The sequence below is a fragment of the Chitinophaga oryziterrae genome (assembly GCF_009758125.1).
In the GTDB taxonomy this organism is placed as follows: Bacteria; Bacteroidota; Bacteroidia; order Chitinophagales; family Chitinophagaceae; genus Chitinophaga; species Chitinophaga oryziterrae.
In genome coordinates this window covers 593005-615353 of the sequence record NZ_WRXO01000001.1, presented here as the reverse complement: position 1 = coordinate 615353, position 22349 = coordinate 593005, and the positions used below count along the sequence as shown (strand labels likewise).

Sequence of the window (22349 nt, the reverse complement as noted above, 5' to 3'; positions counted from 1 at the left end):
ACATGTCCTTGCTTTCGCGCATAATTCACTGTACAAACTACCTTTACATGTGGTCATTTATATTCTTTGTTTCATCATTGCCCTGTTTTCCAGGATAAAAAACCAACGTCCTCATTACTTCAACTCTTTCATCCTATATATACTACTGACGATCACTGTAGAGGTCATTGGCTGGTGGTACAGTCTGCATTGGAAAAACAACCTGATCTTCTATAATTTTTACACCATCATCAACTTTACCTATCTTATATACCTGATGAGATCTTTCCTGCAAAACAGGAAAGTGATGTCTATCCTCACCTGGGTAGCTGTTATATACCCTATCCTGGCGCTGATAAATGTGGTGTTCATACAGGGATTACACACTTTCAATACTTATTCGCTTATATGTGGCTGCACTTTAGTAGTAATGGCCAGTATTTCTTACTTCTATGAACGTATTAAATATCCCAGCCCTCAAAGCCTTTTGCATGATCCTACATTCTGGATATCAACAGGCATACTATTCTATAATACCTGCAGCCTGCCAATAAACGGAATTTTAAATGTTATTGCCAACATGCCACCCTATGTTTATAGGATTATTTATCCTATTAATGTTGTGATGAATATTATTCTATATTTATTATTCAGCATTTCGTTTGTATGCAATCTAATTTTCAGGAAGTCTTCATAGTTATTTTCACATCCATCTTCCTGCTTGTTTTGCTGGTAGGGTTCATCGTAATTATGTTGATACTCAACCAGAAAGGCAGACAGGCACAAACACAGGAATTACACCTGATGAAAGAAAGATACGAACAGGAGCTGCTGAAATCCCAGCTCGAGATACAGGAAAACGTGTTTGGACATCTTTCTCAGGAGATTCATGATAACATCGGGCAGTCGCTCACCTTCGTAGCCTTGTCCCTGTTAACAGTACCGGTGGAAAATAACAGCGAAGCACAGGAATATATTGAGGAAAGCAGGAAAGCTTTGCAAAAGGCCATTACTGAATTAAGAGATCTGTCCCGCAGTCTGCATACCGACCGCGTTACGGAAGTTGGATTGGCCAATTCCATCGAATTCGAACTCGAAAGACTGAAAAGGACCAATTTATACGAAACTTCTGTTAATTTTGTTGATATCCGGAACCTGCTTGACCATCAGACAGAGATCATCCTCTTTCGTATTGTACAGGAAATGCTGAACAACATTGTTAAACATGCCCGCGCAAGCAAAGTAGAGGTTAGCCTGTCCCGTAATGCCGACATCATCGTACTGGAAATAACAGATAATGGTATTGGGTTTGATCCCGAAGCATTATTTGCTGAACAGGAAAATCAAAAAGGTTTAGGACTAAGAAACATTCGTAAAAGGGCCTCTCTGATAGGTGGCACTTTCCATATCCATAGTGTAAAAAATAGTGGTACTGCTATCAGGATCACTATCCCAGTAAACAAACAGTCATTCCATGAGCATAACGAGGAAATCGAAATATAGTGTGGCCATTGCCGACGACCATGTACTGGTAAGAAAAGCACTCAGCAGGCTAATTAATACCTTCCAGGATTACTTCATTTTGTTTGAAGCCAGCAACGGAGAAGAAGTAGTGAAGATCATTAATAACCGTGAACTACAGCTACCGGATATCCTTATCCTGGACGTGAATATGCCCGGTATGAACGGATACGAAACTGCTACCTGGATCAATAACCACTTCCCTCAGATCAAAGTACTGGCCCTGTCTATGCTGAATGATGAATCTGTGATCATCAAGATGCTGAAATCAGGCGCTAAAGGCTATATCATGAAAAATGTGGAGCCGGACGATTTGCAGGAAGCATTTGATTCTATTATCAAAAAAGACTTCTATCTCCCTGATTATATCTCAGGGAAAGTGATTTCCGGCCTGCAGAAGGATGTATTATCACTCAATGAGAAGATAGAGCTGACACCTAAAGAGAAAACGTTCTTACAGTATCTCTGTACTGAATTATCCTATAAAGAGATCGCGCAGAAGATGTTCGTAAGCCCGCGTACCATTGATGATTACAAAAGCAGTCTTTGTGATAAACTGAAAGTAAAAACAAGGGTAGGACTGGTGATTTTCGGGATCAGATATGGTTTGATCGATATCAATACTGATTGATAATAAATAGCATTGATTCATTACAATGCATGGTCTTTAAAGACGGTCTTTCCTTTCCAGGCTCTCTGAGCTGTCCATTCCTCCGGCTTTCCCGCCCAGAAAGCATGTTCAGGAGGTAACCCAAGGGCCAGAAACCCGGTAGTGCATAGATATAAGCTACCGGTTGCTGTATATACATCTGCGATCTCCGGCTGATAACCACAAAAACCAGGTTGCAGCCAGCCTTTGTCATCAAAGGTCCCTTTTGTTTCAAAGATGTTCTTCATCACTGCTGTTAAGGCACAACGTACCTGTGCCGGGGACAATACTTCCGGTAGCTGCTCATGTAATGCAAGCTGTACCAGCGGCTGGAATGCCGCATTCCGGTATACCATTGACCTTCCGACTACAGGGAAGGTCCCCTCCGGAGAAATCAGTCTTTCCTGGATAACACCGTAACGTTGCATTCTTGTAATAGCAGTATCGTATTCCTTTTTATTGATTTTTCCTTTATCTGATAATACTTTCAGTATATCAGTCAACATGGGATGGATAACGAAAGCATTGTAATAATCGAAATGGAAGTCCGGCCCATCTCCATACATCCCATCTCCTTTATACCATTCTGCATGTTTCTTAACAGCGTAATCTACACGCATACCATCCCATTCCTCTCCGAATAATAATAAAGCAGCTTCTATAATAGCAGAGAATAATAACCAGTTGCTATAACCGGGGGTAATGCTGCGCAAACTTTTAAAACTACTGATCACCTGTTGCTTTACAGTGGCCGGCAACGGCGCCCATAACTGCTTTGGGGCGCGGATAAAGGCATGCGCCAGGAAAGCGCCATCTACTAATGGCTGCCCGTCATATTTACCTGTAAAGTTCATGTAATCCGGGCCATCCGGGTTCACTGCCTGCGCGGTTGCTTCCAGCGCATATTTTGTTAAGGTGGCCCGCATACTGCCTTCCATCGTATTATCAGCACCCAGTTCTAACCAGGGAGCAATACCTGCCATAGTACGGCCGAAGGCTTCCAAATAAGTGACCTTTTCTACCGGTTTGTTATACCCGGGTGCTGTCACCAGCGGCATCACCTGTTTTAACTGCCCTTTGCTGAGGTTCAGTAAAACAGGTGTTGCAATGCGGTTTAATAAGGAAGCCCAGTAGGCTCTGTCTGTATTTACAGGATCTGTGCTGGTATTTATCGCCTCTCCTTCGTTATCTGCTACAAAAACACGTTCTCCTTTTTTTACCACACCAGCCATGCCTACTAATGGAATAGCTTTTATGAAATTACGTCTCTGCATTATTTAGCCCATTGTTTATATCGTAACAATGCTTCTACAAAATAATAATCTGCATAAGTAAGTGGCACATCTACCTCTGAATTGTGGGGTAAAGAGCCTACACTATGCATCAGGATAAAATCATTATTCTCTCCTGCTTTGGCCAGATAAGCAGGGCTGCATAAACTCTCTAACATCTTCTCTCCTGCATTCCAGTAACGGGCAGAGCCGGTACCTTTTGTATAACGGCTTAACTCCAGTAAAGCAGAAGCTGCTACAGCACCGGCAGAAGCATCTCTCGGAGCAGACGGGATATCCGGTGCATCATAATCCCAGTAAGGGATCAGGTCTTTAGGCAGCCTCGGATGATTTAAGATAAAATCAGCAATATGCTGTGCCTGATCAAGATATCTCCTGTCCTTCGTTTCGCGGTACATCATGGTATAACCATATAATCCCCATGCCTGTCCTCTCGACCATGCAGAGCTGTCCGCAGCGCCCTGGTGCGTTTGTCTTTTCAGCACCGCACCGGTAGTGGAATCATACGCTACCACATGATAAGAGCTGTAGTCCTTCCGGAAATGGTGCAGCATAGTCGTATTCGCATGTGTACGGGCAATATGTGCAAAAGAAGTATCGTGCGTAACCCTGCTGGCCCAGGTAAGCAGCTCCAGGTTCATCATATTATCAATGATCACAGGAAACTCCCAGGCGCCATGGTCCCATGATTTGATACAACCTACTTTAGGATTAAAACGGGTGGAAAGGGAACGCGCACTGGTCAATAGCACTTCTTTATAAGCAGGATTATTAGTGAGACGATATCCGTTACCAAAACTGCAATACATCATAAACCCGAGGTCATGTGTATGCTTGTTATTCTTCTCTTTCTCTACAAGCGCATCGCGTTTAACGGCTTCCTCTTTTAAAGTATTGTCTTTAGTATATTGATATAAATACCATAAAGTACCGGGATAAAAACCAGCCGTCCACCAATCAGACTTCGCAGTGACCAGGCTACCTGTTTTACTGGTAGAGCGGGGTAACACGGTATCTGGTAAATGCTGCATCATTAACTTATACTGACTGGCAGCAAAATCAAGTGTCTTATCTGCCAGGGCTATCATCTGTTTTTTACGGGCAGGGGTCTGGGCAATTACCTGCATCACAAAAAGCAACACAAATAATGTGAAACTGAGTTTTTTCATCCGTGTATTTTTTAAATTATTACTTTTTCTTTCCGCGGACTTTCACTACAGGACCTTCCGTAGAAGCGCGGGCAATTAATTTAATGGGAATAATCTCTTCGTTATACTTCTGCTGCACAGGCTTAGACTGCTGTAACAATTCCAGCAGGGCCGCCGCTACCTTCTCTCCCATCAATGCAGGGTACTGATCAACAGAAGTAATGGAAGGCGTAATGATCTCCGTACGCGGGTCGTTGGAATAACCCGCTATTTTAATATCCTCCGGCACACGCAGCTTTATTTTCCTGCAATACTCCAGGATAGTAATGGCGGTGGTATCATTGGCAGCGAAAATGCCATCCGGGTACGGCTGCTGCGCGAATATTTTCTCGCAGGTCTGTAAGGCATTTTCGCGGGTTAGTTCATGATAAAAGATCCGCGATTTCTTAAAGGGGATCTTATGCTGCTGCAAGGCGCTTTTATACCCTGCCACTCTTTCTATATACAGGTTACAGGTAAGCGGACCTGAAATATGTACAATGTCCTTACATCCTCTTTCTATCAGGTGTTTGGTAACAGTAAGCCCACCCAGGTAATCATCCCCCTTAATCACTTTCACATTGTAATCTTTCGGTACCCTGTCGAAGAATACCAGGGGGATATTGTTCTCAATGAATACATCAAAATGAGAGAAGTCGGTGGTATATAAAGTAGTAGATACCGCCAGTGCGTCCACACGCGCGGAATACAATGTATCTGCCAGGGCTATCTCCTGTTCGTACGAATCATTGGATTGACAGATCAGCAGGTTATACCCATGCTCCTGCAATTTGTTCTGGATAACGGTGCTGATAGTAGCAGGGAAGAACATGGAGATACGCGGTACTACCAGGCCAATGGTCTTGCTTTTATTATTGCGCAATCCGGCAGCCATGGTATTTGGACGATAACCCATTTTACGGGCCATCTTCTTTACCTTTTCCTTTGTCTTTGCACTGATGTTGGGATGATCATTCAATGCCCGGGAAACGGTGGAAACGGAGAGATTTAACTCTTCTGCAATGTCGACAATTGTCTTTTCTGTTCTTTTGCTCATATATCAGTATTCAGGTGGAATTTTATCGTCCCATCCATCCCCCGTCTACTGTTAAGATGGTACCATGCACATAGTCCGATGCTTTGGAAGCCAGGAATACGGCCGGACCTTTAAAATCGTCCGGACTACCCCAGCGTCCTGCCGGTATGCGGTCCAGTATAGCAGCACTTCTTTTTTCATCTGCACGTAATGCTGCTGTATTATCCGTGGCAATATATCCGGGTGCAATGGCATTTACATTGATGCCTTTGCCCGCCCATTCATTGGCGAAGGCTTTCACCAGTGAACCTACTGCGCCCTTGCTTGCGGCATAACCAGGTACATTAATCCCCCCCTGGAATGTAAGTAACGATGCAGTAAAGATAATCTTTCCGCTGCCATGAGAAAGCATCTGTTTACCTATTTCACGGGTAAGTATAAAAGGACTATTCAGATTGATATCCAATACTTCATCCCAGTATTCATCCGGATGTTCGGCCGCGGGCTTTCTCAGAATAGTACCTGCATTGTTCACCAGTATATCTATAACAGGAAATCGTCCGGTTACTTCTTTAATGAAATTATATAAAACGGTACGGTCGCTAAAGTCGGCCTGGTAGGCATGAAATTGTCTGCCCAGCGCTGTTACCGCCTTTCCTATCTCACTGCCTTCTTTTTCCAAAGTAGCTGAAACACCGATGATATCGGCGCCCGCTTCTGCCAGCGCCAATGCCATCCCAAAGCCGATACCTCTTTTACAACCTGTTACCAGCGCTGTTTTTCCTGTAAGGTCAAATGATTGTAATACCATGATTGATGAGTTTATCGCAGGTCAGGAATTGCACATACATCCATATCTCCATAGTCCAGGTTCTCGCCGGCCATCCCCCATATAAAGGTATAGTTGCTGGTACCGGCGCCGGAGTGTACAGACCATGGCGGAGAAATGACTGCCTGCTCGTTCTGCATCCAGATATGCCTTGTTTCCTGTGGCTGCCCCCAGAAATGGCAGACAGACTGCCCCTGTGGTACTTCAAAATAGAAGTATACTTCCATACGCCTGTCGTGCGTATGTGCCGGCATCGTGTTCCATACACTGCCTGTTTTCAGCTCTGTCATACCCATCTGCAACTGGCAGGTAGGCAGTACGGTGCTGACTATCAGCTTATTGATGGTACGGTGATTGGATGTTTCCAGGGCGCCTAAAGTAACCACCTCTGCGTCTTTGCGGGTAACATGACGGGTAGGGAATTCTTTATGTGCAGGTGTGGAGTTCAGGTAAAACTTAGCAGGAGAACCGGCATCTTTACTGCTGAACAGCACTTCCTGTTTACCTCTTCCTACATACAATGCTTCTTTATAGCCTATTTCAAATACTTCTCCGTCTACGGTCACAGTGCCTGCACCACCCACGTTAATGATGCCCAGTTCACGCCTTTCCAGGAAGTATACAGCCTTTAACTGGTCCGGCGCTTCCAGCTTTACAGGACCGGCCACAGGCATGATACCACCGGTAATGAAGCGGTCGTAATGGCTGTATACCAGTCTTACATTATCCTTCTCAAACAGTTTATCTATTAAGAGTTCATTCCTTGTTTCTTCTGTATTCCAACGCTGCGCAGCAGCCGGACTGGAGGCATACCTCGTTTCTGCGGTCATAATCTCGACATATTAATTTTAGAAATGATGAAGGTATTCTTCATAACGGGATGGAAAGATAGAATATAATGCCGAAAATTGCAAACGTTTGCACTATAAATACAGCAAGGGCAAAAAAGGTAGGACAGTATAGGACACCCTCCCTTTTTAATGTTAAATTTTCCGCTAAACGGATTTAGCAAAGAAGTGAAGTCAAAATCTCATCATGGATTAAGATTTTAGTATTAACAGCGGGTTGTCTTATTTCATACTTTAGCCACCATGAATACGTTTCTACAAATACATCCCGACGACAATGTTCTGGTAGCCTTGCAGGATCTGCAAAGCGGCACTGAGATCGGGTTTAATGGTTCCACGATCAAACTGCTGAAAAACGTCCCTGCCAAACATAAATTTATGATCGCCGATGTACAGGCCGGTGACCCTATCATCATGTACGGTGTACTGGTGGGTAAAGCCAATGAGCCTGTTCACAAAGGAGAAGTGATCACTATATCCAATATCAGGCATGATGCCAATGCTTTCCACGAAAAAGAAGGCAATATAGAATGGAAAAAGCCTGATGTAAGCAAATGGAAAACACGCACCTTCAACGGTTTCCATCGTAAAGACGGACAGGTAGGTACTCGTAATTACTGGCTGGTAATTCCACTGGTATTCTGCGAGAACCGCAATGTGGGCGTGATTAAGACCGCTTTTGAAAAAGGACTGGGCTTCGCTCCTACTGAAGTTTACAACGAGCAGGTGCAGGACCTGGTTTCCTTATATAAACAAGGCAATGTAGCTGCTATTAAGGAATACAAGGCAGAAGCAATGGCTGCTGCCGGCAAACGCAACACCGTATTCTCCAATATAGATGGTATCAAATTCCTTACACATGAAGGTGGCTGCGGGGGTACCCGCCAGGATGCAGATGCGCTTTGCGCCCTGCTGGCAGGTTATATCCATCACCCCAACGTGGCAGGCGCTACTATCCTCAGCCTGGGTTGCCAGCATGCACAGGTATCTATCCTGCAGGCATCCCTGCAAAGACTGAACCCTGCATTCGACAAACCTTTACTGGTATTCGAACAGCAGAAAAGCGCTTCTGAATACGCCATGCTGTCTGACGCCATCAAAGAGACTTTCCTGGCGCTGATAGAGGCGGATAAAATAACCCGTCAGCCTGCTCCTTTATCCAAACTGGTAATCGGACTGGAATGCGGTGGATCTGACGGCTTCTCCGGTATTTCAGCTAACCCGGCCGTTGGTCATACTTCCGACCTGCTGGTGGCGTTGGGTGGCACCTCTATCTTATCAGAATTCCCCGAACTCTGCGGTGTAGAGCAGGAACTGATCAACCGTTGCGTGGAAAAAGATACTTCGGATAAATTCATCCGCATCATGCGTGCGTATGAAAGTAAGGCAGAATCTGTTGGCTCCGGTTTTTATATGAACCCTTCTCCGGGTAATATCAAAGACGGTCTGATCACAGATGCGATCAAATCGGCAGGCGCGGCTAAAAAAGGTGGTATCTCCCCTGTTACTGACGTACTGGACTATACGGAATATGTGAAGAAACCGGGGTTGAACCTGCTGTGCACTCCTGGTAATGATGTGGAATCTACCTCTGCGGAAGTAGGGTCCGGCGCTAATATCGTACTGTTCACAACGGGATTAGGCACGCCTACCGGCAATCCTATCGCTCCTGTAGTGAAACTGGCTACCAATACCAAACTGGCACAACGCATGCCTGATATCATCGATATCAATACCGGTACCATCATCAGTGGAGAAAAAAGTATTGAAGAGATGGGTGAAGAGATTATGGAGTTTGTGATCAGGACCGCTAATGGAGAAGTACATACCAAAGCAGAACTTTTAAACCAGGACGATTTCATTCCGTGGAAACGGGGTGTAAGTCTTTAGTACTATTCAAAAAGCTCCGTGTTTGTAGCAAATAAAAGAGAAGATTATTTTTGCTATAAACACGGAGCTGACGGAGCTTTAAATTTGCTACAAACAGGAAGTTTGGTTAGGCCCCTCCGGCCACCCCCATCTTTCCTCAGATGCTTACTCTTTCCATCTTCGGTGCGAACAGGTGCATCATACCCCATGCAATGAGATACGCGCAACCGCAGATAATGAACAGAATGTTGTAACCTGCGCCGATATTTCCTAATAATTTATAATGATTCAGTAACCAGCCTACTACCAGGGGAAACAAACTACCGCCTATGGAACCTGCCATGCCACCAATGCCTACGACGGAACTTACCGCGTACTTGGGGAACATGTCAGATACCGTTGTAAAGATATTAGCCGACCATGCCTGGTGAGCGGCCGCGGCCAGACCGATAATAGCCACTACTACCCAGATATTCCCGGTTTGCTTTACAAATATCACCGGCACTATGCACACCGCAAATAACAGCATGGAAGCTTTGCGGGCTTTAAACACCGGCCATTGCTTCGATTTGATCAGCCAGGAAGATAAGTATCCCCCGCCGATACTGCCAATTGTACTGGCGGTATAAATGATGATCAGCTGTATATTAGGCTTTGTAAAATCGAGGTGGAACGTAGTAGAGAAATAAGAGGGTAACCAGAAGAGGAAGAACCACCAGATAGGGTCTGTGAGCAGTTTCCCGAATACAAATGCCCAGGTCTGGCGGATCCCTAATAATTGCATCCAGCCGATACGTGGTTTTTCATCGGTGATATCCTTCACTTCATCATGATCGCTATGGATATAATCAAATTCTTCCGAGCTAAGCATTTTATGCCGGGCAGGGATTTCATACATGAAGATCCAGAAGATGAGCCATATGAAACCAAGCACGCCAGTCCAAATAAACGCCTGTTGCCAGCCATAAGTACCTGCCAGCCAGGGTACTACTATCGGGGCAACTACGGCCCCTATATTAGCCCCTGAATTGAAAATACCGGTAGCCAGGGCACGTTCCTTTTTAGGGAACCATTCTGCTACTGATTTAATGGCTACCGGGAAGTTGCCGGATTCACCCAGGCCCAGTAATACGCGGGCCATACCAAAGCCAATGGTGGATTTTGCCAGGGCATGTGCCATAGCAGCCACGCTCCATACGATAATGGAAAGGATATACCCCATTTTGGTACCGATCTTATCTACCAGGCGGCCAAAGAGTAACAGACCTATTGCATAGGAAGCGGAGAATGCGGTAACGATATGACCATAATCAACTTCAGTCCAGTTGAAATCCTTTTCCAACATAGGTTTCAGGAGTCCGATCACCTGCCTGTCTATATAGTTGATAGTAGTTGCAAAGAACAGGAGGGCACAAATGCGCCAACGATATCTGCCAATTGTTGTGGTATCCATGCCTTTCATTTTGGAATTTATAAAGTATAGTCAATTTACAACACTACGACCAATAATGCAAACGTTTGCATTTATTAATGCTTTCTAACACCTTAATATGATCGTTCTTTTATTTATTGATAGTTTTTGCAATATCCACTGCTTTGGATAACTGGGCTTTCAGTCCGGCCCAGTCTTTCTTTTCTATCAGGTCTTTTTTTAATAATCCTGATCCCATCCCTACACATACGACCCCGGCATCGAACCAGGCCTGCATGCTTTCTTTAGTTGCATCTACCCCACCTGTTGGCATAAACTTCATATTCGGGAAAAGGGGTTTGATGGCAGTCACGAAACCGGTGCCCAGTACATTGCCGGGGAACAATTTAGCAAACGAAGCCCCTGTTTTCTCTGCAACAGCGATTTCCGAAGGCGTCATACAACCGGGTATCCAGGCGATTTCTTCCTTTTTACAGGCGTCTGCGACAGACACGTCGGTGATAGGGCTTACTATAAAATCTGCGCCCATACCGGCAAACAGCTTTGCATCTTCCGCGTTTTTAATGGTGCCTATTCCCAGGAACATGTCCGGCATAGCAGCCAGTTTCTTATCGCGCATATAAGCAAAATTACGGCGTGCATTATCTCCCCTGTTGGTAAATTCAAATACACGGATACCTGCCTCATAACAGGCTTTCATCACTTCATAACATACCTCTTCTTCTTCGTGATAAAATACAGGTATGAGCTTACTTTTTTCAAATGCAGCAATGATCTCTGCGGTTGCTGGTGCCATATCTATATTAATTTTTGAATGTCTGCTTTAGCTGTTAGATTAAAATCTCCTTTCAGGAATAACTTGGACCAGGCGGCGGCGGCGGCAAATGAAACGGTTTGCTGTGCATTCATACCTTCCAGTTGCGCATGTATCAATCCCGCCATGAAACAGTCGCCACTCCCTACTCTGTCCACTACGGCATTTGTTTCATACTGCTTTGATACCACGTCTCCTTTTTCATCATGCCAGGTAGCGTAATATAAATTATGCGTAGGCGCATTTGAAAAGCGGAATGTAAAAGCTACTTTTTTGCAACGCGGATATTTCTCTCTTATTTCTTTCGCTACTTTACCGGCCTCCTCCAAATATACATCCTTTGTATCTGCGGTTAATGCGGCAGTGTTTAACGTGGTGTCCAGCATCTGGTGAGCGGCCCAGATATTGCCCATGATCACATCGCAGTACTGCGCCAGTTCAGGCATTACAGCACCAGGTTGTTTTCCGTATTGCCATAGTTTACTGCGGTAATTGAGATCTGTGGAGATGGTCAGTCCCTTTCTTGTAGCTGCTTCCAGTACTTCTTTGCAGATGATGGCCGCGTCTTCGTTCAGTGCGGGGGTGAGCGCGCTCCAGTGGAACCACTCCGCATCGCCCAGCAGGCTGTCCCAGTCTACGGTCCCGGGTTGCAGTTGGCTGAAGGAAGAATATTTTCTGTCGTACACTACACCGGCGTTTTTCAGGTCTTTCCCCTGTTCCAGGTAGTAGATACCGATACGGTCCCCGCCTTTCAGCATGCGGTCCGTTTCTACGCCTATCTCTTCCAGCTGTTGCAGTACCTGCGTTGCGATACCATTGTCCGGCACCCGGCTGATGTAAGTAACGGGCGTACCCCAGTTCGCCAGTGCAGCAGCTACATTTGCTTCTGCACCGCCTACATATATCGCAGCGCTATGTTGTGCGAACTCCGGCGACAGCCGAAGCAGAATTTCTCCGAATGAAATAACTTTAACTGGCTTCATTATCCTCAAACTTAAAATATGTTTTCGCATTATTGTAGCAGATATCCTGCACCATCTTTCCCAGCCACTTAATATCTCCCGGCAGTTCTCCGTTCTCCACATCGTTGCCGATGAGGTTACACAAAATACGTCGAAAATATTCATGCCGGGAAAACGACAGGAAACTTCTTGAATCCGTGAGCATACCTACGAACCTGCTCAGCAGGCCCATATTGCTTAAGGTATTCAGTTGTTTTTCCATGCCATCTTTCTGGTCCAGGAACCACCATCCGGAGCCGAACTGCATTTTACCGGGCACTGTACCACCCTGGAAATTACCGACCATCGTAGCAAATACCTCGTTGTAAGCGGGGTTTAAATTATACACGACTGTCTTGGCCAGCTTCCCTTTTTTGTCCAATCCATCTAAAAATGAGGACATGGCCTGAGCCACCTGCCAGTCGCCAATGGAATCTACCCCCGCGTCTGCCCCTACGGATTGTAATAAGCGGCTGTTATTATTGCGGATGGCGCCTACATGGAACTGCTGTACCCAGTTGCGTTCATGGTTCCACTCGCAGATAAAATGCAGGGTGCCTGATTTGAATTCTTCCGCTTCGGCTGTGGTGATGGTTTGCCCTGCACGCAGTTTAGTGTAGATCTTTTCCAGTGAAGCAGCCGTAAACGGGCTGCCGTAAAAAGTACTGATACCATGATCTGATAAGCGGCCACCTGCAGCGTGGAAATAATCATGTCTGCTACGCAGTGCATCCAGTAATTTGCTGTAAGTACCGGCTTCTGTATCAGCAGTGATGCTTAGTTTATCTACATATGCATTGAATGCAGTAACATCTTCTACCGCCAGGATTTTATCCGGCCGGAAAGTCGGCAATACCTTTACATTGAAAGCCGACTGCTGAATATTCTTATGGTGTTCCAGTGCATCGCAGGGATCATCTGTTGTGCATAAAGCATGCACTTTAAAATGTGTTAAAAGCGATTGTGTTCTCCAATGAGACAACTGCTCATTGCACTGGTCATATATAGCGGAAGCACTGTCTGCATCCAGCAATTGCTTTATACCAAAGGGGTTGAGCAATTCCATGTGCGTCCAGTGGTATAAAGGATTGCGCATGGTATAAGGTACCGTCGCCGCCCAGTGTTTAAATTTGGTAAGATCATCGGTATCGCCGGTGATATATTTTTCATCTACACCGTTAGCCCGCATGGCTCTCCATTTGTAATGGTCGCCTTTCAGCCACATAGCGCTAAGACTTTCAAATTGTCTGTTGCCCGCTATTTCATCAGGAGCCAGGTGATTATGATAATCGATGACAGGCATCTCTTTAGCATAATCGTGGAATAGTTGTTTTGCTGTTTCTGTACGTAACAGGAAATCAGCACACAGGAATTGCTTCATAATCTATAGTTCCATTAATCTAAATACGTTCCTGATCCATCCTGCAGCATGTTCTGCAAGTGCGTTGTTACGGATTCGCAGAAATTGGGAATAGCGCTCAGGTCTATCTCCCATAAGCGTTTATCTGCACAAATCTCTTTCACCATTTCTGCTGTATTTTTATTCTTCCAGCAGGCCGCAAAAATAGCCGCGTTATCATCTGTGATCGTGTAGTATTCTGTTCCGCGTAAACCGGCATACACCCCGTTCTCTTCCTTTGCAGGACGCAGGAAAAGCAGCATAGCGGCAAAGCCCAGCGCCATATGTGAAGGCACGATATGTTCGCGTTCGTAATAGCGGGCGATGGTGCGTACGTTCCGGGCGTTCATCTTGGAGCTTTCCTGGAAGGTAATGCTGATCAGTTTATGCGCGATGTAGGGATTGGCGAACCTGTCCAGTACATCTTCTGCAAAAACAGGCGCCTGCGGGCAGGTGTCTTTTATGGTAGGTACTATTTCTTCTGTGATCACCGTTCTGAAAAACGTGCGCATGTATTCATTACTCATGCTTTCATACACGGTGTTTAACCCTTTCAGGAAAGCCAGTGGTACGGATATCGTATGACTTCCATTCAGGATGCGCAGTTTCTGTTCTCTGTAAGGGGTGATATCCGGCGTGATGAGCATGCGGTCATCTGCCTCACAGAAACACAATGTATTACAGATGGTTTCATCTCCTTCGATAGCCCATAACAAGTAAGGTTCTGCATCTATCCATAACTGATCTGTATACCCGGCTTCTTCTTCCAGCGTCGCTAATTCTTTAGGCTTACCGGGAACGATACGGTCTACCAGCGAATTGCAGAACTGGTTATTGGCAGTGATCCAGTTGATGAAGGCTTCGGGCAGTTCGTTATAAGCAGCCAGTTTTAATATGATCTCCTGTAATAAGCTGCCGTTATTGACTACCAGTTCTGTAGGTACGATGACAAAACCGCTATGTGAGGCCCCTTTGAAATGAGTGTAGCGCTCGTGGAGGATTGCCAGCAATTTACCGGGGTAAGAAGCGGGTACGCCTTTGTCTATTTTCTCTGCAACATATTGAATACCAACCTCTGTTGTATTGGAAATGATGATTTGCAGGTCGGGTTGATGAACAGCTTCCAGTATTTTTGTCCATTCTGCATTCGATTGCAAAACCCGGCTAACAGAAGCATTGATTATCCGTTGATTCACCAGCTCTCCCTGGGCTACGCCTTTGATACTGGTAGTATACAGGTTATCCTGGGAAGCGAAATCCGTCGTTGGCCCGTCCGTAGATTTTACGATCACGATCCTTCCTTCGAAGAGGCCCTGTTTGTTGGCCTTATCAACCAGGTAATCTACCAGTCCTCGCAATAATACTCCTGTCCCGAACTGTAAGATCTTTTCAGGATAGTTTAAATAACGCTCTGTAATGCCAAAATCGGGATGCTTCAATACATGAGCCTTATTTAGTATAGGTAACATGTTAGTAATTTTAGTTATTCAGTGAAATTTGATCAATAAATATATAACTCCGGAAGAACTTTCCTCAATAATTTTTTACCCTTTCCTGCTATAATAATTTCTCTTATATTTTAATTCATTGTTAATCAGTAGTAAAAAAGCATCAAGATAATAGTTACTACTTACAACTAATTGATATTCTACCCTTTAGGATATATAACCCGTATATAAGCCCTATATAAGCCCTATTTAAGCTGTATATAAGCTGTACTTATATAGATAGGGCTTATATAGGGTTTATAAAGCAGTTATAAAGAATTTATGGGAGTGTTTCTGCTGGCAATCCCATACTTTCCCTCTTATTCAACCGGTTATCTCCCACGTTCGTAACACCCCCCGTTTGGTGATTTTTCAGTAATTTTGCAGCCTTAATAATATGCAACAATGAGCAGACATGGCAAAGTACTGGTAGCGATGAGCGGCGGTATAGATAGTACGGTAACAGCGCTGATGTTGAATGAACAAGGGTATGAAGTGGTGGGTATCACCATGAAAACCTGGGATTATGCGTCAGCTGGTTCCAGTAAAAAAGAGACGGGATGCTGTAACCTGGACTCCTTTAACGACGCGCGTGCGGCGGCTGTTCACCACGGCTTCTCACACTTCGTGCTGGATATAAGAGATGAATTCGGGGATTTTGTAATTGAGAACTTTGTAGACGAATATATAGCAGGACGTACACCTAATCCCTGTGTATTGTGTAACACACACATTAAATGGCGGGCGCTCATGAAAAGAGCGGACGCACTGGATTGCGCATTCATTGCCACCGGCCACTATGCACAGATCAGGGAAGAAAACGACCGCTTTGTATTAAGCAAAGGCATCGACGAACTGAAAGACCAGAGTTATGTGCTCTGGGGTTTACAACAGGATGTATTAAAACGCACCATGCTTCCCCTGGGTGGATACCGTAAACCGGCTATCCGCCAGATGGCAGAAGACTTCGGATATCCTGAACTGGCGAAAAAGGCAGAAAGCTATGAAATATGCTTTGTGCCGGATAATGATTACCGAGGATTCCTGAAACGCCGGGTAGACGGACTGGAAGAACGGGTAAACGGTGGCAATTTCGTACTGCGTGACGGCACGATCGTAGGTCATCATAAGGGTTACCCCTTTTATACCATCGGGCAGCGTAAAGGGCTTGAAATTGCCCTGGGCAGACCGATGTTCGTTACCGAGATCATTCCTGAAACCAATACCGTTGTTTTAGGCGGAGAAAATGAGTTAGACCGTAGCGAAATGTTCGTAGGCGGGATCAACATGATCAAATACGATCATATTCCTGAAGGCATGGAAGCTTTAACCAAGATCCGTTATAAAAGCACTCCTTCACTGAGCAACCTCTATAACGAAGAGGGTAAAGTGAAAGTGAATTTCTACGAACAGGTGAAAGGGATTGCACCCGGACAATCTGCCGTGTTTTATGATGGAGATGATGTGATCGGCGGCGGAATTATCCAGAGAGCAGGGATAAAATAAGTAGTTAAATAAAAAGCAAAGCGGCGCTGTCAGGATCCTGACAGCGCCGCTTTGCTTTTATTCCCATTCTTTTCATCAAACAGGCCAGATACGAATATTAAAATTTCACCATGTCATATGAAGTAAGTTTTTTTATCATTATATTACAAGAAGCCTTTAATAAATATTATATAATTTTTATTTACATATTACAACAAGCTGAACAATGTGATCCTTACATGGCCAACGCAACCTTTGACTTAAATAATTTACACGAAGATCAGGCCCTGATAACACAAATAAAATCAGGAAATTATGACGCGTTCACTCATCTCTACAATAAATATGTGCGGCAGTTAACACAATATGGACTTAAGTTCAATGTTGATCTCCCGGTTATACAGGATTGCCTGCATGATGTATTTGTATGGCTATGGACAAACCGGTATAAGTTAACGATTCATCACTCTGTCAAAAGCTATCTTTTCAAATCTGTCCGTACCTCCATTCTCCACACACTCGAGAAGAAAAATAAATTAAGACCGTTGCACCCCGAAGAAGGAAATGAATACAGTTTTGAACTGGAACTATCACCGGAAACCCTCATGCTGCAAAATGAAGACAGGAAGCAAACCAGAGAACAGATCGAAAGCCTCCTGCATAAACTCACCGCTAAACAAAAAGAGGTCATTTACCTACGCTATTACGAAGGACTAAACTTTGAAGACATTGCCCAAAACATGAATCTTTCTGTGAAAGCATCCTACAAATTAATGGGACGGGCTATTGCCACTCTCCGCGAAAACATGCCTGGTTCCCGGGTACTGCTGCTTGTATTACTTCACCTCCACTAAAGAAATACCGGATAAAAAAAGTTTTAAACTCATGGGGTAATTTCCGGGGCTTCCTCCTCTTGTATCTGATCCGCTGGTAATAATGGGTTGATGCAGGCCTGCAAACCATTACAATATACACTTGCGGTTAAAAAAAGCAAGCCCTCAAGGGGATGCCTGCTTTTTCGTTGTAAATACTCTTAACCAGAATCTATCTAAATTCTAAATCGTATGAATAAGTTCATTTATGCCATCCCTGTGATGGCTATACTGCTGCATGTCTGCACGTCTGCAGTTTCGCAGGGCATATTAAAGGGAACTGTAAAAAATGAAAAAGGCGAACCGCTGGAAAATGTATCCATCACCATCTCCGGACAAAAAGGCGGAACGTCTACAAATACCGGTGGCGCTTACCAACTATCACTCGCTGCCGGCTCCTACAAAATTTCCTTCACCAGTATAGGCTACACCCCTTCTTCCCTTCCTGTTAAAATAGAACATGCAGATATAACAAAGGATATTATCCTGAACACTGCTGCGGTCGACTTAAGCGAAATAATAGTAGCGGTGGGTAGCCGTGCCTCACAACGAACATCCACCAGTTCACTGCTTCCTGTTGACAATATCAGTGCATCAGAACTGCAGACCACCGGTCAGTTATCATTTGATAAAGCATTACAATTAAGAGTACCTTCTTTTAATACTGTGAACACACCGGTGAATGATGCATCTTCTTTACTGGACCCTTATGAGATCAGGAACATGGGCCCCAGCCGTACGCTGATATTGGTCAATGGTAAGCGTAAGAACCCCAGTGCCCTGGTATATATTCAAACATCGCCGGGACGTGGTGAAACAGGCGCCGACCTTGCAGCCATCCCTACGGATGCCATCAAAAGAGTAGAGATCCTGCGCGATGGCGCCTCCGCGCAATATGGCTCTGATGCCATTGCCGGTGTTATGAACATTATCCTGAAAGATAAGTTCGAGTACACCAACTTTAAAATAGCCAGCGGTATTACCCATAAAGGGGATGGTTTTTCACTATCAACAAGTCTGAACAGCGGCGCCAATATTGGCCGTAAAGGCTTCATCAATTATACCATTAATTTTCAAAGAGAGAATAAAACCAATCGCCCTGGTAAAGTAGATGCAGAACAGGATAACAAAGACCTGAGCGATGGCTCCGAAGCAAGTCTTGCGAATGTAAAGGCTTTCCTGGCACGCTTTCCGGATGCAAAGAATATCAATGGCACACCCACCAATACGGCTGCTAAATTCCTGGTGAACACCGGCCTTCCCTTAAACGACTATACGACCTTTTATGCCAATGCGGCCTATATATACAAGAAGGTGCAAAGCTATGCCAATTACCGTACCCCTTACTGGAAACAGGATTATGGATTGCTGCATGCTGCAGGAACAGAATACCTTGGCTATGGACCTACCTTTCAGGGCGATCTGAATGATTACAACGCCACCGTTGGATTTAAAACAGAAAAAGATGGATGGACACATGATATAAGCTTTACTACCGGAGGTAACAAGCAGTTATATACAGTAGATAATACCGTGAACCATTCTTTAGGCGCAAATAGTCCTATTTCTTTCAAACCCGGTGGTTTTTCTTTTAACCAGATGGTAGGGAATATTGATATCACAAAAGCGGTGGGTGATAAACTGTCTGTAGGTTTTGGCAGCGAGTTCCGGAGTGAGAATTTCCAGATCATTGCAGGGGATACTGCCTCATACTCCGGTGAAGGTGCTAACTCTTTTCCGGGTATCAGCCAGCCCAACGCACTGAAGGCAAACCGTTTTAATATGGGCGGATATCTGGACCTGAGCTATGATCTTTCCCAGGCCCTGCTTTTCAACGGCACCGTCAGAGAGGAATATTACAGCGATTTTGGTAGTGCCTTTGTATGGAAGATAAGCGGAAGAGCCAAATTAGCTGATGATATGCTCACCCTGCGTTCATCCATATCCACAGGTTTCCGTGCACCCAGCCTGCACCAGATAAACCTGCAGATTGCACAACAAAGTTTTGTTCCGGGCCAGGGGATCCAGACAAAAGGTATTGTAAATAACCACAGCCCCCAGGCACATCTGCTGGGAGTACCCGCTCTGAAGCCGGAGAAATCCGTAAACTTTACAGCAGGTTTGGGCTTCAAGCCATCAAGGAACTTCAGCCTTACTGTTGATTACTATAATATTGATGTTAAAGACAGGATCATCCTGAGTTCTAACATTACTCACACTGCCAGCGGAACTGCAGCGCTGGACACTGTATTGACCAACAACGGCATTGTAGGCGTTAGTTTCTTCACCAATGGTATCCGTACAAAAACGCAGGGAATTGATGTGGTGGCCACTTATAAGAACCTGTTGATCGGGACCTCCGGCAGACTTACCCTTAACTTTGCCGGTAACTATACCATTTCCAATAAACTGGATGGAGCCCCTACAGATCCAAAGCTCATTAGCGAAGCGGGGCAGTCGACCTTTGACTATATACAGGAAGCGCTGCTTTTGACCAGCAGGCCAAAATACAAAGCTATATTGGGTGGTGACCTGGATATCAACAAATGGAGCTTCAGTTTGAATAATACATTGTACGGGCCAGCCACTTTCCGCAATGACGGGCTGGATAAGAACCTGAAACTGGTTTTCAAAACCAAAGTGCTGACGGACATTAATATAGGCTACCGCTTTGGTAACCGGGTAAGTGCTTCCATAGCAGTAAATAATATCCTGAATATAACGCCGGAATATCAGTTGAAAGCATTAAACAGTGACGGACAGGCCGTTTTAAACGATCCTGTACAGTTGAAGAACAATATCAATGCCATCACTTTTAATGGCCGGTACAGCATGGTTACCTACGATGCTTCGCACTTCAGCCAACTGGGTACGACCTTCCTGGCCACATTGAATTTCAGATTGTAAAAGTGGTTGACCGGTGCAGTTGGTAAAAGGGGGCGGTAGTATCGCAAAATGCCGTCCCCTTTTAATAATTTTATAACTATATGATCATTTATACCACATCAAAAACGGACAAAGACCTGTTACAGGTACTGGAGCTGCAAAAGAACAACCTGCCGGCCGGCTTAACAAGTGAACAGATTGCAACACAGGGCTTTGTAACAGTATCCCATAGTTTTGGGGATCTGCAAAAAATGAATAGCATAGAAGAAAGTATCATTGCCAAAGACCATGACCACGTTATAGCCTATTTATTGGCGATGACGGAAAAGTCGAAACTGGATATACCTATACTAATCCCTATGTTCGAAGCCTTTGACAACATAGCATTTCGCAATAAAAAAATATCTGATTATCAGTATATCGTTGTCGGCCAGGTCTGTGTTGCAGCGGGGTACCGCGGGAAAGGCATTCTGGACACCTGTTATGCCGAATATAAAAAACACTTTGAAAATAAGTATGACTTTGCCATAACAGAGATCTCAAACCGGAATCAGCGTTCCCTGAATGCTCATAAACGGATCGGGTTCGACACCATTTACGAGTACCAGGCACCCGATGGTGAAACATGGAGCATTGTATTATGGGACTGGAAAAAGTAAACGCAATGTTATTAGCCGGAATGGAGTAATTTTTTTGTATTTTCCTCCTAACAATGGAACTGTAATGAAAAATGCTATGGACAAGTACCGGCTTTATCAAACCGAAGATTTTCTTCAGGATGAATCGTTTATCAACTGGGTACTGAACCCGGAAGAAGCGAACAACAAATCATGGGCCGCCTGGGTAAAATCCAATCCATATAAAAAAGAAACAGTCCAGAAAGCAATAGATATTATCCGCTCTTTTGATTTTAAGCAGGAACCGGTAGCGGAAAATTTTTATACTGATCTCAAACAAAGCATTGATCAGACAATCGGTTATCAAAACCAGGCGACTACCAAAGCGGCTACCTTATTCCCAAAATGGCTGAGCGTAGCTGCCGTTGTTACCGGTATACTATTGGGTGGCGCTCTGGTATACTATTTCATGAAACCTTCTTATACCGTTGTTGCTACTCCTTATGCAGCAACCAAAACGATATGGCTGCCTGATAGTTCTGAAGTAGTGCTGAATGCCCATTCAAAGATCAGGTACCTCAGCAGCTGGCAGAAGCATAAAAGAGAAGTATGGATAACCGGTGAGGCATTTTTCAAAGTAAGACATATCACTACTGCCGGGGAAACACCGCACTTTAAAGTATATACGGCCAATGCGGAAATTGAAGTACTTGGAACCGAATTCAATGTAAAAAGTACTGATAATACTACAGGCGTAATGCTGCAGAGAGGGAAAGTAAAATTCAGCGTTCCGGCGCTGAAGAAGCAAACGATCATGCAACCTGACGATTATTGCCAGTATGATGCATCACTTGGAAAAATTACTACCAGCCCTATAGATCCTGAGTTGTATACATCATGGATGAAACACAAATACAGGTTTGAAAAAACACCAGCCAGGGAAGTATGCCAGACCCTTACGGCCTATTTTGGTTATAGTTTCATTTTCCGGCGCGCGGAACTGTCAGAACAGCATATTTCCGGAACATTGGAGTTACAAAATGAACAATTGCTGCTGAACACTCTTTCTGAGTTGCTGAATGCTTCTATCACCAAAAATGGAAAGGATATTATTATAGAGTAAGTCACCTTTTTAGCAAGAAACTG

General features: G+C 44.6%; 19 protein-coding genes. 9 read left to right on the top strand and 10 right to left on the bottom strand.

The features are described from left to right. The first annotated feature begins 49 nt into the window (after window positions 1-49). From GO495_RS02555 to GO495_RS02545, 3 genes are read left to right on the top strand one after another with little or no spacing between them, the layout of a single operon-like run. On the top strand, window positions 50-676 hold the full coding sequence (locus GO495_RS02555; protein WP_157298132.1) for a hypothetical protein: 627 nt from the start codon (window positions 50-52) through the stop codon (window positions 674-676). Then, window positions 646-1482: a sensor histidine kinase gene (locus GO495_RS02550; RefSeq protein ID WP_157298131.1), complete on the top strand. Its 837-nt coding sequence runs from the start codon at window positions 646-648 to the stop codon at window positions 1480-1482. The genes GO495_RS02555 and GO495_RS02550 overlap by 31 nt, the downstream gene beginning before the upstream one ends. Beyond that, window positions 1454-2131: a response regulator transcription factor gene (locus GO495_RS02545; protein WP_157298130.1), complete on the top strand. Its 678-nt coding sequence runs from the start codon at window positions 1454-1456 to the stop codon at window positions 2129-2131. The genes GO495_RS02550 and GO495_RS02545 overlap by 29 nt, the downstream gene beginning before the upstream one ends. Window positions 2132-2151: 20 nt before the next feature. On the opposite strand, the gene GO495_RS02540 is transcribed toward GO495_RS02545, so the two are convergent. Genes GO495_RS02540 through kduI form a run of 5 tightly spaced genes read right to left on the bottom strand, consistent with a single transcriptional unit; the run spans window position 2152 to window position 7323 of the window. Beyond that, window positions 2152-3423, bottom strand: a complete 1272-nt coding sequence (locus tag GO495_RS02540; RefSeq protein ID WP_157298129.1) for a DUF2264 domain-containing protein — start codon at window positions 3421-3423, stop codon at window positions 2152-2154. Next, window positions 3423-4610 carry a glycoside hydrolase family protein gene (locus GO495_RS02535; protein ID WP_157298128.1) on the bottom strand — a complete coding sequence of 396 codons (1188 nt, stop codon included), beginning with the start codon at window positions 4608-4610 and terminating at the stop codon, window positions 3423-3425. The genes GO495_RS02540 and GO495_RS02535 overlap by 1 nt, the downstream gene beginning before the upstream one ends. Window positions 4611-4629: 19 nt before the next feature. Then, window positions 4630-5685, bottom strand: coding sequence for a LacI family DNA-binding transcriptional regulator (locus GO495_RS02530; RefSeq protein WP_157298127.1), 1056 nt, complete (start codon window positions 5683-5685; stop codon window positions 4630-4632). A 22-nt stretch (window positions 5686-5707) separates the two neighbouring features. Then, window positions 5708-6475: a 2-dehydro-3-deoxy-D-gluconate 5-dehydrogenase KduD gene (gene kduD, locus GO495_RS02525; protein ID WP_157298126.1), complete on the bottom strand. Its 768-nt coding sequence runs from the start codon at window positions 6473-6475 to the stop codon at window positions 5708-5710. Window positions 6476-6486: 11 nt separating this feature from the next. Next, complete coding sequence (kduI, locus tag GO495_RS02520) at window positions 6487-7323, bottom strand: 5-dehydro-4-deoxy-D-glucuronate isomerase (protein WP_157298125.1); 837 nt, start codon at window positions 7321-7323, stop codon at window positions 6487-6489. A 261-nt stretch (window positions 7324-7584) separates the two neighbouring features. On the opposite strand from kduI, the gene GO495_RS02515 reads away from it, so the two are divergent. Then, window positions 7585-9231 carry a UxaA family hydrolase gene (locus tag GO495_RS02515; protein WP_157298124.1) on the top strand — a complete coding sequence of 549 codons (1647 nt, stop codon included), beginning with the start codon at window positions 7585-7587 and terminating at the stop codon, window positions 9229-9231. 136 nt (window positions 9232-9367) lie between these two features. Here the strand turns inward: GO495_RS02515 and GO495_RS02510 are convergent, their stop codons facing one another. From GO495_RS02510 to GO495_RS02490, 5 genes are all read right to left on the bottom strand, one after another. Beyond that, complete coding sequence (locus GO495_RS02510) at window positions 9368-10672, bottom strand: MFS transporter (RefSeq protein ID WP_157298123.1); 1305 nt, start codon at window positions 10670-10672, stop codon at window positions 9368-9370. 100 nt (window positions 10673-10772) lie between these two features. Continuing rightward, the gene (locus GO495_RS02505) at window positions 10773-11438 is read right to left on the bottom strand and encodes a beta/alpha barrel domain-containing protein (RefSeq protein ID WP_157298122.1); all 666 of its coding nucleotides are present in this window, start codon (window positions 11436-11438) and stop codon (window positions 10773-10775) included. Window positions 11439-11440: 2 nt separating this feature from the next. After that, window positions 11441-12439, bottom strand: a complete 999-nt coding sequence (locus GO495_RS02500; protein WP_157298121.1) for a sugar kinase — start codon at window positions 12437-12439, stop codon at window positions 11441-11443. Continuing rightward, the gene (gene uxaC, locus GO495_RS02495) at window positions 12426-13838 is read right to left on the bottom strand and encodes a glucuronate isomerase (protein ID WP_157298120.1); all 1413 of its coding nucleotides are present in this window, start codon (window positions 13836-13838) and stop codon (window positions 12426-12428) included. The genes GO495_RS02500 and uxaC overlap by 14 nt, the downstream gene beginning before the upstream one ends. A gap of 14 nt (window positions 13839-13852) precedes the next feature. Next, the gene (locus GO495_RS02490; protein ID WP_157298119.1) at window positions 13853-15325 is read right to left on the bottom strand and encodes a tagaturonate reductase; all 1473 of its coding nucleotides are present in this window, start codon (window positions 15323-15325) and stop codon (window positions 13853-13855) included. A 423-nt stretch (window positions 15326-15748) separates the two neighbouring features. Between GO495_RS02490 and mnmA the strand changes: the two genes are divergently transcribed. From mnmA to GO495_RS02465, 5 genes are all read left to right on the top strand, one after another. Beyond that, entirely contained in the window at window positions 15749-16849 is a 1101-nt protein-coding gene (gene mnmA, locus GO495_RS02485; protein WP_157298118.1) for a tRNA 2-thiouridine(34) synthase MnmA, read from the top strand. 218 nt (window positions 16850-17067) lie between these two features. Further along, window positions 17068-17682 (top strand): RNA polymerase sigma factor, encoded by a 615-nt coding sequence (locus tag GO495_RS02480; protein ID WP_157298117.1) that lies wholly within the window; start codon window positions 17068-17070, stop codon window positions 17680-17682. A 210-nt stretch (window positions 17683-17892) separates the two neighbouring features. Further along, a complete protein-coding gene (locus GO495_RS02475) occupies window positions 17893-20607 on the top strand; it encodes a TonB-dependent receptor (protein WP_157298116.1) in 2715 nt (904 codons plus the stop codon). A gap of 80 nt (window positions 20608-20687) precedes the next feature. Further along, window positions 20688-21245 (top strand): GNAT family N-acetyltransferase, encoded by a 558-nt coding sequence (locus tag GO495_RS02470; RefSeq protein ID WP_157298115.1) that lies wholly within the window; start codon window positions 20688-20690, stop codon window positions 21243-21245. 64 nt (window positions 21246-21309) lie between these two features. Then, window positions 21310-22326: a FecR family protein gene (locus tag GO495_RS02465; RefSeq protein ID WP_170302619.1), complete on the top strand. Its 1017-nt coding sequence runs from the start codon at window positions 21310-21312 to the stop codon at window positions 22324-22326. The last annotated feature ends 23 nt before the right edge of the window (window positions 22327-22349 follow it).